The sequence below is a fragment of the Nonomuraea sp. 3N208 genome (assembly GCF_052245935.1).
In the GTDB taxonomy this organism is placed as follows: Bacteria; Actinomycetota; Actinomycetes; order Streptosporangiales; family Streptosporangiaceae; genus Nonomuraea.
Genome location: NZ_JBQQBR010000080.1, coordinates 18,527 through 32,873, shown reverse-complemented (window position 1 = coordinate 32,873; position 14,347 = coordinate 18,527). Strand labels below are relative to the sequence as shown.

15 protein-coding genes are annotated in these 14,347 nt (G+C 67.5%); 12 read left to right on the top strand and 3 right to left on the bottom strand.

Annotation, left to right across the window (positions count from 1 at the left end; translation table 11 throughout):
* The 4 genes from ACTWPT_RS57690 to ACTWPT_RS57675 all read left to right on the top strand — a co-directional run.
* A partial coding sequence (locus ACTWPT_RS57690; protein ID WP_443186054.1) for a hypothetical protein occupies positions 1–788 on the top strand: 788 nt, incomplete at its 5' end.
* 6 nt (positions 789–794) lie between these two features.
* Positions 795–2,090: an ABC transporter substrate-binding protein gene (locus ACTWPT_RS57685; RefSeq protein WP_443186053.1), complete on the top strand. Its 1,296-nt coding sequence runs from the start codon at positions 795–797 to the stop codon at positions 2,088–2,090.
* Positions 2,090–2,557, top strand: a complete 468-nt coding sequence (locus tag ACTWPT_RS57680) for a hypothetical protein (RefSeq protein WP_443186052.1) — start codon at positions 2,090–2,092, stop codon at positions 2,555–2,557. The genes ACTWPT_RS57685 and ACTWPT_RS57680 overlap by 1 nt, the downstream gene beginning before the upstream one ends.
* Positions 2,497–4,083 (top strand): plasmid pRiA4b ORF-3 family protein, encoded by a 1,587-nt coding sequence (locus ACTWPT_RS57675; protein ID WP_443186051.1) that lies wholly within the window; start codon positions 2,497–2,499, stop codon positions 4,081–4,083. The genes ACTWPT_RS57680 and ACTWPT_RS57675 overlap by 61 nt, the downstream gene beginning before the upstream one ends.
* On the opposite strand, the gene ACTWPT_RS57670 is transcribed toward ACTWPT_RS57675, so the two are convergent.
* Together ACTWPT_RS57670 and ACTWPT_RS57665 are read right to left on the bottom strand one after the other, a co-directional pair.
* Entirely contained in the window at positions 4,069–4,257 is a 189-nt protein-coding gene (locus ACTWPT_RS57670; RefSeq protein WP_443186050.1) for a hypothetical protein, read from the bottom strand. The two genes, ACTWPT_RS57675 and ACTWPT_RS57670, sit on opposite strands and share 15 nt — an antisense overlap.
* Positions 4,254–4,838: a hypothetical protein gene (locus ACTWPT_RS57665; protein ID WP_443186049.1), complete on the bottom strand. Its 585-nt coding sequence runs from the start codon at positions 4,836–4,838 to the stop codon at positions 4,254–4,256. The genes ACTWPT_RS57670 and ACTWPT_RS57665 overlap by 4 nt, the downstream gene beginning before the upstream one ends.
* 202 nt (positions 4,839–5,040) lie before the next feature.
* Here ACTWPT_RS57665 and ACTWPT_RS57660 point away from each other — a divergent pair, with 202 nt between their 5' ends.
* On the top strand, positions 5,041–6,402 hold the full coding sequence (locus ACTWPT_RS57660; RefSeq protein WP_443186048.1) for a hypothetical protein: 1,362 nt from the start codon (positions 5,041–5,043) through the stop codon (positions 6,400–6,402).
* Positions 6,403–6,547: 145 nt separating this feature from the next.
* Here ACTWPT_RS57660 and ACTWPT_RS57655 read toward each other — a convergent pair whose 3' ends face one another.
* A complete protein-coding gene (locus ACTWPT_RS57655) occupies positions 6,548–6,817 on the bottom strand; it encodes a hypothetical protein (protein WP_443186047.1) in 270 nt (89 codons plus the stop codon).
* A 345-nt stretch (positions 6,818–7,162) separates the two neighbouring features.
* Here ACTWPT_RS57655 and ACTWPT_RS57650 point away from each other — a divergent pair, with 345 nt between their 5' ends.
* The 7 genes from ACTWPT_RS57650 (at position 7,163) to ACTWPT_RS57620 (ending at position 14,341) form a co-directional block, all read left to right on the top strand.
* Entirely contained in the window at positions 7,163–7,672 is a 510-nt protein-coding gene (locus ACTWPT_RS57650) for a DUF4365 domain-containing protein (protein ID WP_443186046.1), read from the top strand.
* Positions 7,672–8,769 (top strand): hypothetical protein, encoded by a 1,098-nt coding sequence (locus ACTWPT_RS57645; RefSeq protein ID WP_443186045.1) that lies wholly within the window; start codon positions 7,672–7,674, stop codon positions 8,767–8,769. Before ACTWPT_RS57650 ends, ACTWPT_RS57645 begins: the two co-directional genes overlap by 1 nt.
* Positions 8,770–8,771: 2 nt before the next feature.
* Complete coding sequence (locus ACTWPT_RS57640) at positions 8,772–9,407, top strand: hypothetical protein (protein WP_443186044.1); 636 nt, start codon at positions 8,772–8,774, stop codon at positions 9,405–9,407.
* Positions 9,404–12,562: a helicase HerA domain-containing protein gene (locus ACTWPT_RS57635; protein WP_443186043.1), complete on the top strand. Its 3,159-nt coding sequence runs from the start codon at positions 9,404–9,406 to the stop codon at positions 12,560–12,562. The genes ACTWPT_RS57640 and ACTWPT_RS57635 overlap by 4 nt, the downstream gene beginning before the upstream one ends.
* A 235-nt stretch (positions 12,563–12,797) precedes the next feature.
* Positions 12,798–13,796, top strand: coding sequence for a transketolase-like TK C-terminal-containing protein (locus ACTWPT_RS57630; protein WP_443186042.1), 999 nt, complete (start codon positions 12,798–12,800; stop codon positions 13,794–13,796).
* Positions 13,771–14,193 carry a transaldolase family protein gene (locus ACTWPT_RS57625; RefSeq protein ID WP_443186041.1) on the top strand — a complete coding sequence of 141 codons (423 nt, stop codon included), beginning with the start codon at positions 13,771–13,773 and terminating at the stop codon, positions 14,191–14,193. Before ACTWPT_RS57630 ends, ACTWPT_RS57625 begins: the two co-directional genes overlap by 26 nt.
* Positions 14,162–14,341, top strand: a complete 180-nt coding sequence (locus ACTWPT_RS57620; protein WP_443186040.1) for a hypothetical protein — start codon at positions 14,162–14,164, stop codon at positions 14,339–14,341. Before ACTWPT_RS57625 ends, ACTWPT_RS57620 begins: the two co-directional genes overlap by 32 nt.
* Positions 14,342–14,347: the final 6 nt, after the last annotated feature.

Sequence of the window (14,347 nt, the reverse complement as noted above, 5' to 3'; positions counted from 1 at the left end):
TCTTCGGCCCGTACGAGGACCGCATCGTGCTGCGGCAGGGCGGCACCGACGTCAACGGCCCGCACCAGGGCGGCTGGGTGGACACCCCGTCCGGCGAGCACTGGTTCATGCACTTCCAGGACCGCGGCCCCTACGGCCGGGTCGTCCACCTGCAGCCCATGGCGTGGAACGGCGGCTGGCCGGTCATGGGCGCCGACGGCGAGCCGGTGCCCGGCGGACCCATGCCGGTCCCCGGCGGCACCCCCAGCACGCCCGCCACCTCCGACGACTTCTCCGGACCCGTGCTGGGGCTGCAGTGGAGCTGGCAGGCCAACCCCGACCCGTCCTGGTGGGAACTGCGTGCCGGCACGCTGCGCCTGGCCTGCGTGCCAGGACCGGACGACCTCAGGGAGCGCCCGTCCGTGCTCGGGCAGCGGCTGCCCGGCGACCCCTGCACGGTCACCACCACCCTGACCATCGGGGGCGAGGGCCGCGCGGGCCTGGCCGTGGTCGGCGACACCTACGCCTGCGTCACGCTGGAGAGCACCCCGGAAGGCACGTTCCTGGTCTGCGGGGATGCCGAGCCCGTGCCCGTCAAGGCGGGTGAGCCCATCACCGTCGGCGCACGGGTCGGCGAAGGGGCTCTCGTCACGTTCCTGGCCGACACCGGGGAAGGGCCGCGCAAGGTGGGCGAGCCCTTCCAGGCCACGCAGGGGCGGTGGGTCGGTGCGGTCATCGGCCTGTTCGCTGCGGGCGGCGGTGCCGGTCAGGCGATCTTCGACGCGTTCACCGTGGACATCGAAAGGTAGTAGTCAATGACACGACGTGTAACGGCCGCATCGGCCTCGGTGCTCCTGACCGTGGCCCTGCTGGCCGGATGCGGCTCGGACGCCGGCTCCGGCGGCCAGACCGAGATCACCTTCTGGGACACCAACGCCGGGCCAGCCCGCACGCCGATCTGGCAACACGCGATCGCCGAGTTCGAAAAGGCCAACCCGACCATCAAGGTCAAATACGTGGGCATCCCGATCGCACAGGCGCCCCAGAAGATCGACACAGCGATCGCCGGCGGCGGCACGCCGGACGTGGCCGACATCTCCACCTCCGGACTGGCCAACCTCGTTGCCCAGAAGGCGCTCGAACCGGTGGACGAGCGCATCGCCGCCAATCCGGCGCTGAACGGCAAGTTCAACGAGTCACTCCTGACCACCGTCAAGAACGTGGTCCCGGACGGGAAGGCGTACATCTTCCCGCTGTCCACGAACGCGGGCGCGTTCTGGTACCGCAAGGACTGGTTCAAGGAGGCCGGGCTGGAGCCGCCCAAGACCTGGTCGGAGTTCTTCACGGTGGTGGACAAGCTGACCAAGCCGCAGGAGAACCGGTTCGGCTTCACCATCCGCGGCGGCGCCGGCTCCATCGCCCAGATGCTGGAGGTCGTCTACGCCCAGTCCGGCATCACCGAGTTCTTCGACGCCTCCGGCAAGGCCACGATCAACGACCCACGCAACGTGACGGCGCTGGAGAAGTACGCCGGCCTCTACAAGAAGAACACACCTGAGGCCGACCTGCAGAACGACTACGTCAAGATGGTCGCCCAGTTCGACACCGCCGGCAGCATCGCCGTCATGCAGCACAACCTGGGCTCCTACCAGGACCACATCAAGGCACTCGGCCCCGACAAGGTGGCCTCCTTCTCCGTGCCCAAGTCCGACTCCGGCACCCAGGCCGTGCTGTCCAATCCAGTCAGCGGCGTCGGCGTCTTCTCCGCCGGCAAGAACAAGGAGGCCGCGTTCGAGCTCGCCGAGTTCCTCGCCACCAAGGACATGGACGCCTACATCGCCGAGAAAAGCGGCGTCATCCCGGCCAACACCGACGTGCAGGGCAACCAGGCCCCGCACATCGCCGAGGCGCAGCGCGTGCTGAACGACCCGGCCACCAAGGTCCTGCAGATGCCCTACCACCTGCCGGAGTTCAACGAGATCACCAAGACCTGGGCCGAGCCGCTGTTCCAGAAGGTGCTGCTCGGCCAGCTCAGCGCCAAGGACTTCCTCGACCAGTTCGCGGCCAAGCTGACCGAGGCGCAGGCCGGATACAAGCAGAGGAACGGCTGATGGGGCCTGTGACCGCGGCCGTCCTGGCTGCCGTGACGGCGCTGAGCCCGATGCACTCGGGGGAGGCGAAGGACCTGGGGTGGCAGGTCCTGGCGCCCGACGACGGATGGGCCGCAGCCGAGGGCGGCACCAGCGGCGGCGTCGCGGCCCGCCACGCGGTGACCGTCCGCACCCGCGACGAGCTGGCGGCGGCCGTCGCAGGCGACGCCCCGAAGGTCGTCTACGTCGAGGGCGCCATCGACGCGGGCCCGCTGAGCTGTGCGGACTACGCGGTTCCCGAGTACGACCTGCAGTCCTACCTCGCCGCCTACCATCCTGCGCACTGGACGGGCCCCGCCTCGGGCCCCCAGGAGGAGGCCCGCAAGGGGCCGCACCTTGAGATCGGCGAGGCGATACGCTCGCCGCCATGCCCTCCGTCGCCGAGAGTCCGGTGTTCACAGCCGCCCACGCCCTGGCCTCCTGGGTAGGGGCCGGTCGGGCGGTCACGCCATCGATCGCGATCAAACCGGCGCTGGTGCCCGACGCCGCACTGGCGCTCGGGGTGGCGTGTCCGGCCAAGGTCCGGCGCCTCAGCGATGTGCCGGAGGTGCAGCGGGCTTGGCTGACCGCGGTGGCGGCAGGGTTGGTCACGATCGAGGGCTCGCGTGCCGTACGGGCCGAACCCGCGCCGGCGCTTGACGCTGACGCCTGGTATGCGGCCTTGGAGCAGGTGATCGCAGCGCAGATCACTGACCCCTGCGAGGTGGACCCGCGGATCTGCTGCCTGGTCACGCTGGACCTGTTGGCGGAGGAGGCACCGCCGCTGGGCCGGGCGCTGCGCGAGGCGGTGGAGCATGAGATGCGGCAGCGTGGTGATTGGGACTGGCGCGTCTTCAGGCTGGTCGATTGGCATCCCGTCGACCGCCTGCTGGCGATCCTGGTCGCATTCGGTGCGGTCGACGATCGGTTGATGGTCACGGAGCTGGGCGGACACGCTCGCAAAGAGCTGGCGGAACGGTTGCCGCTGCCGATCATCGCGGACCTGAGCGCGGTTGAGGTACTGCGCCGGATCGCCACGATCCCGCCGGAGGAGGTGCCGGAGCTGCTGTGGCGGTGGCGGATCGAGGATTTCGTACCTGACTCACGCAGGGTGGTTGATCGGCTCCCCGAACTGTTGCGGGCTACGGCTGAGGCGTCCCCTGCGGGACGGCTCAGTGTTGTCGAGGTGGTGGCTGAGCGCGGTGATGCCGAGGTGTTGTGGCAGGCGGTGCGTGACCTTCCTCTGCTGGGGCCGCATGCCCGCTGGTGGCTGGATGCGGAGATTGAAGGGGATCGGGCGTGGCGGGCGGTCGACTACGCGCTTGCGGCGCTTGATCGCTATGGGGTAAGTGACGCTCGGTATGTCCTGCTGGACATGATGGGCGGCGACCTTCATGAAGGAGTCGGGGGCAGCGGGCACCCGGAAGCGGGTCGGCTCCTGGCCGTCCTGCCACGGACGGCACCGGCGATTCTCGGCTACCAGCTGAAGATCTCCGTCGCCGGCGTGTGGCGACGGGTCCTGGTTCCGGAGAACTACTCGCTGGGTGATCTGCACCAGATCATCCGGAGGCTGTTCGGCTGGTCGGATCATCACCTACATGTGTTCAGGGTCGGCAAGCGCCGCTTCAGCGACCCCTTCCGGCCGTTGGAGGAGTGCCGGGATGAAGACCTATGCCGGTTGAACCAGGTGCTGCCCGCAACGCGATCGGTGCTGCGGTACACCTACGATCTCGGTGATTGCTGGGAGCACGAGATTCTCCTGGAGAGGGTGGTCGCCGAGGAACTCGCTGCCCCGGTCTGTGTGGACGGTCGCGGCGACAACCCGATCGAGGACTACAACCCGGAGTACCCCGAAGAGCCGGTGCCCTTCGACGGGATGCCATCAATCGGGCGCTGGCAAGACGGACTCTGGCGGGTGAGGGCGATGACGAGTGACGAGGCACTGACCCAGATGCCCGGCTCAGGCTTCCGGTAGGCCCTGCAACGCCTCTTGCGCGCGGGTCCGCGCGCGTTCGTCGCCCGTGTGCTCGATCACCGAATTCAGGAGGTCTCGGGCGATGTCGGGACGCTTCCGGCTTGTGGCGGACGTGAGCAGCATCTGGACGACATGCCAGGGCGCCTGCGCGCCGAGCTCGGGGAAATGGCTCACCGGCGTGTCACCCGCTCGACGGTGATGCTGGTGATGGTCCAGGTGATCGCCGGGATGCCGGTAAGCGGGGCCGCGGGGGCGGCCGCGTTGTTCCACGCCGCCGCCAAGCTGCCGCTGATCTCGTCCGCGGCGTCGGGGGCCTTGTGCACGGCGATCGTTCGCACTGCGGCGAGGTCGCCCACCTGGACCTGGACCGACCAAGAGATCTGGAACCCCCGTTCGGCTACCTGTTCGACCGCATGCTCGGCTGCCTCAAGGCGGATCGCGCCGCTCTCCATCAGCGGCCATAGCCCCGCCGTCGGATCGATCAACCAATCGAGTGCTCCTTCTGCGGTCGATGCGATCACCTCCCGAGTGTCGGGGAGGTCCTCATCGTCGTCGGCGTCGCCGATCTCGATGAAGGCGCCGCTGTCGAAGTCGTCCAGTGCCTTATCGCGGAGCACGGCGAGATTGCGGACGACAACCTGCGCGGTTATTGTCCGTCGCCAACGCTGACCGGAGCGGCCGGGGTCATGAGATCCGGTCACGGGAGGCGTCTCCGGGGCAGGCAGATCAAAGAGCGCGGGGGTCTGCTCGGGCATGGCTCAGACCGTATCGCGGCCGGCCTCTCGGGCACCGCTCGGACGGCCAATCACGACTGTTTGGTTCCGCAGCGTGGCGGCGGGCCGATGTCACCGAGGGGGAAGTCGCGGGGCATGAGGCGCGGACCTGGCGTGCGTGCCAGCGTTTGGACCCTGAGGCCATGAGAAGCTGAAGACGAGCGATATCCGCAGGCAGAGGCGCTTGCGACGACGGGATGTGGTGGGCGAGAGCGTGGACAGCCGGGTGGAGGAGGCGCTTGCCGTGCTGGCGCGCCGGGACAAGGGCGAGGCCGAAGCGGCCCAGTCCGCGTTCGGCTCGCTGACCTTCGGCGCAGGGCTCGACAGCGTCACTCTGTACGGCCTGCAGTACTGGTTGTGGTATCAGCTGCCCGCGAAATGGTGGACCGATCTGGCCGAACATCTGCAGATCGCCGCGGCGCTCGGCGCGCTCTTCCAATATCTGGGGTTGCCGCGCTATGCGGCCGTCTGCGCGTCCGACACCACCACGCAGGTCATCTCGGCCTGGCACCAGAGCCGCCAGTCCGGGTTCACCGCGCTGAACAAGGCGATGAGTGCGTCCGGGGTGGAGCCGCCCGATGTCGGGGGCGTGCTCGTCTGGGGAAAGGTGATGGGCCTGCACGAGAACGACGCTTTCCAGTTGGCGGCCGCGCAGTTGGAGGCGACGATCGCCGCAGATGAGCTGGTTCCCGGGACGCGGGGCTGGCGGGCCGTTGCCGAGCAGGTCACCCGCGAGTTCCTCACGGTGCCGCGTGCCGTACCGGGTGGGGCGAGCTGGCTGGAGGCGATTCACGGCGAGCGGATGGAGACGTGGGCCATGTCGCGTGGTGTGGCACGCAAACGGCTCGCTGAGGCGGTCATGCCGCAGTTGGAGACCGTGCCGGGGGTGCCTGAGGGGGCCGCGGAGCGGCTGGCTCCGGTGCGCTGGCTGCTGGACCTGGCCGCCGCTGAGGGCGGGGTCCCGCTCACGGCCAACCACACCTTGGCGCGTACGGTCGTCGCCGAGGGTTGTCAGCGGTTCGGCTGGCTCACCTTGACCGGCCGGCCACGTTCGGAGTCCGACATTGTGGAGGCGTGGACGCTGCGTGAGCTGGTCCGTGAGCTGAGCGCGGTACGGCGTAGCAAGCGCAGCCTGCTGCTCACCCCGGCGGGGAAGAAGCTCGCCGCGGCCGATAGCTCGACGCTGTGGACAGCGGTGACGAGCGCGTTGATCCCTGCCGATCAGGCCGAAGGCGTCGCTGCGGAGATCACACTGATGCTCCATCTGACCGGCAGGGTCGGATATCGGGAACAGTGTGCGGCGGTGGCCGAGGCGATGGCCGGGGAGGGCTGGCATTCTCCCTCCACCGGCCAGCCGATCACCGGTGAGAACGTCGGCTGGCTCATCGGGGCGGTCCAACGCCGTCTGGATCTGCTGGGGCTGCTTCGCCGTCAGCGGAGTCTGGACGAGGTCGGCGACCGGCTCACCGATGCCGGGCGGACCGCGGCGCTGGCGGCGCTCCGTGCCCGGGCGCTCCGGCCCCGGACGGCTGTCGGGTTCGGCTGAGTCCTCCATCACGAGGTGAGTTTCGAGGCGCCGACGGTCGGGGGACGCTGTCGCGAGCTCACACGGCAGGGTCCCCTCGCCCTGTCATGGGCGCGCGCGGTGCGATCCCGGAGGTGACAGCACTAGCGGCAAGCGCAGGGCGCAGTCAGTTCACGCGGGCCTGCGTACGGCTGCGCGACCAGTCCTCCGGGTAGCCTGACGGCAGGCGCATCTCCCCAGTGATGTGCTTCTTGTTCGGATCAGGCGAGGACCCGTACTCGATGACTTTCGTGTTGGCGAGGAACGCCGCCAGCTCCCGGCCCTGTCCGGCCACGGTCGTGCGGCTGGTCGGGGAGAGACGGCGCAGCGGGGTGACGATCACGGCGCCGGCTTCAACGGCCCAGGTCACGGTGACCCGGCGGTTGACCAGGACCACACGCTCACCGACGACCGACAGGCCCCAAAAGGGTTGACGGAAAGGGTCGCAAGTCCTGCCACTCGTGAACGAGGGAGTGCGGGTGCTGCACGCCGTACAGGAAGACGTCTGCCTCAACCCGGATGTCACGGTGGCGTAGCGCGATTGCACGGGTGAAAACTTGGCTTCAGGTAATAGCATGCCACTGCGTTTCGACCCCGAACGAATTCGCATATTCAGGGCGACCGTAAAAGGGCGGCGGAAGACGCGCATAATACGTCGCCAAAGCGAAATCTCTCTCCTCTTGGCAGCGTGAAAGATACTCTCTAGCGTGCGGATCGGGCGGTCGGTGGTGAGGGAGACTGTGTGCTGGACCAGCGGAACCATCAAGGCAAGTTCGCTGAAGACTACGTGAGGGTACTTGCTTCGGCTGCGGGCCTCCTCGTCTATCAGGACGATCTCGACTATGACGGCATCGACCTGGGCTTTCGATACCCCGGAAGGACGGGATATCTTGCCTCGCCTGCTATCGAGGTACAGGTCAAGTCGTGGTCGGCGCCGCTGTGCAAGGGCCCGGATCTGCAGTTTCGCGGACTGAACGAGGTGCAGTACAACAAGCTCGTCGCCGGTCCGTTTCTCGTTCCGCGTTATCTATTCCTCGTCGTGGTCCCGTCGGAAAGCGACCGCTACGCACGTGTGGAGACCGAGGGGCTGATGTTGAGCCGGCTCTGCTACTACCGCGGGTTCGAGGGTGAGCAACCCATCGCCTCTCCGAGTACCAAACGGCATGTCCCTATCCACGTGCCGTTGGGGAACGTTCTCACGGTCCGTGCGTTACGCGAGCTTGTCGGGGCGCCCACGGGATCACTCGCGTGATGAGGAGTGTGTCGGTTTCCGACGTCAGCAGCTATCTGGCCGCTACTGGCTGGGTTCGCCAGCCGGAGGGCTGGAGAGGTGCGGCTGTCTGGGTGCATGACGGCGATCACGAGATCCTGGTACCCGGGGCGGACGATCTGGCCGACGGGCCACGGCGTCTCAGAGAGATCTTTTCGCTGCTGGCCAGGGTGGAGAGCCGCTCTGCTGAGGACATCGCGTCCGACATCAGCTCGCCCATGGCCGATGTCCAGTGGTATCGCGCACCCATCGTCCCCATGAATGGGCAGTTCGGGTTGGCCGACGCGGTCACAGCTCTCAACAGCGCCCAAGCCGCCTTGAGCGCGGCGGCGCGTGCCGCTCTGAGCGGACCTCGGCCGGTGTTCGACGGTACAGCACCCAAAGCAGTGCGTGATCTGCTCGCTCGTGTATGGATCGGGCCAATCGTGCCGTCCGCAGACCTCCTCACCGTACGTATCCCGTTACATGATGAAAATTCCGGCGAACCTCCGCTGGCGCGCCGTACCTTGACCCTGCTCCAACGTGCCGCGCTGCTCCTGCGCGAAGCCAGCGCTGAGGTACACAGAACTGGCAACATCAGCGTCTTCGACGGCATGGTCCGGGACGGCGTGTCGGCCGACTTGTGCGTTGCACTCGCCCGATTCGCTGGCCCCGATCCCGGAACCCGTTTCGAGGTCGGTTTCCGCTGGGCCCGCGCACTGCCCTCCGAGGTACCCGCGCAGACAGTGGTCTTCGAGGCCGAGAGCGGGACATTGCTGCGCCGTGTCGCCCATAGGCTTCGGCGTCTCCACCGCGAAAGCGCTTCGGTCACGGGCCTCATCGGCACGCTCTTCGACAACGGGGGCGAGGACCGGTTCCGCATTCACGTACGTGGCCAGGTGTCGATCGGAGAGGGCGAGCCGCGCGGCTCCATATGGGTGCGCCTGTCCGACGAGGCGGCTTATGACGTAGCCGTCGATGCGCATCGAAACCGAACCCTCGTGCGTGCTGTCGGCACGCTCATGGACGTCAACGGCCGCCGTGAACTCATAGCGACCAGCTTCAGCAAAGTTGTGGACGATCGATCCGAGGAGAACTGACCATGGAGAAGACCGCCTTCGGAACCCGGGATCGGGCTTTGCTTCTGGGCCTGATGACGCTCGGCGGAACGGCGTCCAACCCGGAGCTTCGAGCTCACGTCGGGGACGCGCTCGACGGTGAGCCGCGGCGCCGTGTGAACAAGAGCGGTCTCGTCATGAGCGAGAAGCTGGGCAGGTCCTACCACCACACGCTCACCGAGGACGGCTGGGCCTGGTGCGTGACAGAGTTGGAAGGCTCGGCTCCGGAACGCGGAGGATCGCTCGGCCGCACCTTGTACGGTGTCCTGCACGTGATCAAGGGATACCTCGACGCGACCGATCTGAGTCTGGCCGAGTTCGTCGTCAAGGCCCGCGAAGGCGGGGCCGCGGCCCCGGCCGATCTGACCAAGGCGATCCGCGACGCCTACTGGCACCTGGCTCGCGAAGCGCAGGACTGGGTGCTCCTGACACATCTTCGAGCACAACTGGGAGACGCTTCCCGCGAGGAGGTCGACGAGGCGCTGCGGCAACTGGAACAGCTCCCGGACGTGCATCTTGTTCCGGAAGCGGACCAGAAGACCCTGACCGACGAGGACAGGAAAGCGGCCGTCCTCATAGGCGGTGTGAGCAAGCACCTGCTGGCGATCGAGGCCCGATGAACGAGAACGAGGAACAGGCGCTGCACGCCATCTCCAGAGTCCTCAACTGGGCGACAACGGCCGAACACGCCTGGAACCCGCCCCCCTTCCACGTCGACGGCATGCATCCGCGGGCGGAGCAGCTGATCCTCGACGGCATCGACGAGGCGTCCGCCGCATCCCGGACCAGCCCGCTCGGCGTCGTGATCCAGGGTGAGGGAGGTGCCGGCAAGACCCACCTCCTCGGCTGGGTAAGGGGCAAGATCGCGCAGGCCGGCGGCTACTTCTTCCTCGTGGACTTCAGCGCGGGAGACGACTTCTGGCATCGGACCACGAGCGCGATGGTCGAGGACCTGGGCCGTTCGGCCGCCGGCCCGGACACTCCGAGCCAGGCGATGGTCGCCCTGCTCGCCCTGGCCACCCTCGCGGGAGCCGATGACCAGATCAGGGCAGCGATCGAGAGTGAATCGGGCATCACCCGCAGCGACCTCGATGCTCTGGTGAATGGTCTGGTGGCCAGGAACCGGCAGTTGCTGCGGTGCCGCGACACTATCCGGGCGCTCGCTCTCTACGCCGCCGCCTCGGGTCCGGCACTCGACGTCGCTCACGATCACCTGATGTCGACCGAGGAAGCCGAGGAGGGCGATCGCAAAGCCTGGGGCATGAGCCGAGGAGTCAAGAAGCCGCACGACATCGCGGTCGAGCTGTCGATGATCCTCGCGCTGACCGGGCCCAGCGTCATCGCGGTGGATCAGATCGACGCACTCCTCGAGCACTCCCGCATGGCCACCACCCCGGACTCCGCCGCGCTGCCGCCCGATGCCGAACCGCGGAAAGACGTGATCGACGAGATCGCGAGCGGCCTCATGGCCCTGGTGCACGCCACTCAGAGAACGCTATGTCTGGTGGCTTGCCTGCCGTCGTCGTGGAATCTGATCAGGAATCGGGCCATCGGAACGGCACAGGACAGGTTCCGGCCAGCCCTGATCCTCACCACGATCGCTAGCGCGGACATCGCCCGAGTCCTGGTCGAGCGAAGGTTCGCCGTGGCCTTCGCGCACGCGGGCTTCACCCCGCCCAGCCCCGCATGGCCCCTCGCCCCCACCGCGTTCGCAACAGCGCCGGGTCACACTCCCAGGACACTGCTACGGCTGATCAGCGCACACGTTGCGACATGCCGGGCAGAAGGCGAAGTACGTCCGCTGGAACGTTTCGATCGAGAAGAACCAGCTCCCGCTGTGACACCTCTCGTCGAGACTGCTCCTTCCGTGACGGAGACGAACCTGGCCCGGCTCGACGCGCGATTCGCCGAATTGCGCCGACGGGCTGACGTATCGAACGCGTTCGATCCGGAACAGGAAGACGAACTCGCGCCTCCCTTGCTCGCCGCCGGTCTCAACGCCTGGATCAAAGAGCAGGACAAAGCGGGCGACGCCTTCTCCGTCGATCCACCGCCGGGCCGCCGCCCCAGCCTGCACGCGAGATTGCGGCAGGCACTGGACCCCGATTCCGAGGAGCAGCGGCACTGGACGTTCCGGATGATCGGCGCGCCCCACCACATCGCAGCACTCAAACGGCTGAATGACGGCATCACGGCGTCCGGTTCGGGCCCGGAGACGCCCGACCGTTGCTTCGTCGTGCTGCGCAATCTCGCATGGTCGGACGGGCCGGCCACTCAAGCTCGCCTGACACAGCTCAAGGAATGGGGCGGCCAATCACTCACCGTCCGGGGCGACGACCTGCGCGTCTTCGAGGCGTTGCGGCAAATGACAGCCGACGAGGACCCGGAGTTCGAGAACTGGCTGCGTGCTCGCCGCCCGGCCAGCGGCACCGAGTTGTTCACCAGCCTGCTCGGCGCGCTGACACTCACCGATCCATCACCGCCGCCTCAGCCATCGGCCGCAGGATCCGAACGGCCGGCAAGGGACCTCCCGGAATCCGCAGGCGGCCGCACCGCGGTCATCCCGATCGGCAAGCGTCTAGACACCGGCACCGATCTCGAACTGAAGCTGAGCACTCTCACCCGCCACACGGCCGTGTTCGCCGGATCCGGCTCCGGCAAGACCGTGTTCCTGCGGCGGCTCATCGAGGAGTGCGCGCTGCACGGGGTGTCGTCGATAGTGCTCGACTCCAACAACGACCTCGCCCGGCTGGGTGATCCCTGGCCCAGCCCGCCTCCTGGTTGGAGCAACGAGGACGCCGACAAGGCGGCTCGCTATTTCACCGAAACTGAGGTCGTGATCTGGACCCCGGGACGTTCTCGTGGGCGCCCGCTGACCTTCCAGCCGCTCCCCGATTTCGCGCCCGTACTCGATAACCGTGACGAGTTGGACTCCGCGCTCGGCCTGGCCGTCGAAGCGCTCGCCCCTCGGGCGAACGCGGACGGGGCAAGCGCCAAGGCGCGCAAGGGGAAAGCCATCCTCCGCCAGGCGCTCGATTACTTCGCCCGCTCAGGCGGCGGAGACTTCGCCGCATTTCTCGGCCTACTCGCCGCCCTGCCGCTGGAAGTCAGCCAGATCGACCGCGCGGATCAGATCGCCGCCGAACTGGGACAGCTCCTCACCGCCGCGACGATCAACGACCCGCTCTTCGCGGGCCGCGGTGAGCCGGCGAACCCCGAGCAGTTGCTCAGTCCATCAACGGGCAAGCGGGCACGCGTCTCCGTGATCAGCTTCATCGGTCTCAGTGATGAGGCGAGACCAGGATTCGTCAGCCAGCTCCAGATGGCCTTGTTCTCCTGGATCAAGCGGAATCCGGCCCGCGGCCGTTCCCTCAATGGCCTGTACGTGATGGACGAGGCGCAGGCGCTCGTACCGGCGACACCGAAGACCGAGGCGCTGGCCAGCACGCTGACCCTGGCCTCCCAGGCGCGCAAGTACGGCCTCGGCCTTGTCTTCGCCACCCAGACACCGCGCGGCCTACACAACCACATCGCGGGAAACGCCACAACCCAGTTCATCGGCAGAATCAACAGCCCCACGCAGATCGAGGTAGTCAAAGGGCTGGCGCGAGCCCGCGGAGGCCGCGCCGACCGAGTCGGACGGCTGGAGACTGGGCAGTTTTATGCCGCGAGCGAAGGCATACCCGAGGTGCTCATCCGGGCACGACAGTGCCTGAGCCATCATCCCGCCGATCCACTCGCCGAACAGGAGATCATCGAGCGGGCATCCGGCTGATGCCGCACCTGACCGGGTACTCCTTCCGACTTGTACCCGCTTGATGCTATGAGAGAGGAGCATCGCAGGGGCCGGAGGCATTCTCGGGACAGGTTGGAAGAAGGCCTGCCTACGGGGTCACCTGACAGATCGGTCGGTGTTGGAGCACGCGCCGAGCACGGCGACGGCCATCACGTAGTGACGGCGTGCCCTGGAGTAAGGGATTCATTCTGTGGAGCCACGATGCAATGATCAAATGGGGTTGTTAGCCGTGCTCGGTGCGTGCTCGTACGCCCCGTCACGTGTCCTCAGGGCCCGGCACCGCCTGACACGCAATGAATGCGGAGACGGCACGAACTACTATCAAACGGCACTGCGCGACACTAAAAGATCTTGCTTCCAATCCGATGATCGCAGCGGCCGCAACTTCCACTTTGGGGTCCGGGAGCACGCCGCGGCGGCGGTCGCCAACGGCATGGCGCTGACCAAGCTCCGCCCGTACTGGTCGGGGTTCTTGATCTTCTCCGACTACGCCCGGGGCGCGATCCGGCTGTCCGCGCTGATGGAGCTGCCGGTCGTGCACATCTTCACCCACGACTCCATCGGCGTCGGCCAGGATGGTCCCACGCATCAGCCGGTCGAGCAGCTCGCCTCGCTACGTGCCATGCCCGGGCTGCTGGTCTTCCGTCCCGCCGACGCGAGCGAGGTCGTCGAGACGTGGCGCATCGTCCTCGGGCTGCGCCGGGAGCCGGCCGCGCTCGTTCTGTCCCGGCAGGCGCTTCCCACCTTCGACCGGTCACGGCTGAGCGGCGCCGAAGGGGTCGCGAAGGGCGCGTACGTGCTCGCGGACGCCCCGGACGGGAGGATCGATGTCATCCTGCTCGCCACCGGCTCGGAGGTGGCGCTGGCGGTCGCCGTACGGGAGGAGCTGGCCGCCGAAGGCATCGGCGCGCGGGTGGTGAGCATGCCGTGCTGGGAGCTGTTCGACCGGCAGCCGCCTGAGTACCGCGACCAGGTGCTGCCACCGGAGGTGACCGCCCGGGTGGGCATCGAGCAGGCATCGACGCTGGGCTGGGACCGGTACGTGGGTCCCGGCGGCGCCATCGTCGGCATGCACACCTTCGGTGCGTCCGCGCCGCTCAAGCAGCTCCTCTCCAAGTTCGGCTTCACCCCGGAGAAGGTGTCCCAGACGGCCCGCGAGCTGGTGAGGAGACGGAAGGAGGCCCGCGGTGAAGGCGACGCAAGCCCTGCATGAGCTCGGCCAGAGTCTGTGGCTGGACAACATCACCCGCGGCATGCTGGAGGCCGGGCAGATCCGCCGCTACATCGACGACTACGCGGTGACCGGGCTCACCTCGACCCCGTCGATCTTCGATGCGGCGATCGAGTCCGGCGCCTACGATGACGCCATCCGCGCCAAGGCCGGCGCGGGTCTCTCTGGTGAGGGCCTGTTCTTCGAGCTGGCCGTCGAGGACCTCCAGCGGGCCGCCGATGCGTTCCTGCCCATCCACGAACGCACCGACGCGACGGGTGGGTATGGCTCGAGGTGTCGCCGCTGCTGGCCTACGACACCGCACCCCGCGGATCCTCGGCGTGCTGGTCGCGCTGTACGAGCACAGCGTGTTCACCCAGGGGACGATCTGGGGCATTGACTCCTTTGACCAGTGGGTTGTCGAGCTGGGCAAGCAGCTCGCCGTCCAGATCATCCCCGAACTCACCGACGAAACCGAACCGCGGCTCGCCCACGACTCGTCGACGAACGCGCTGATCCGCCACTACCGGAGGTTGAAGCAGACCTAGAGACAA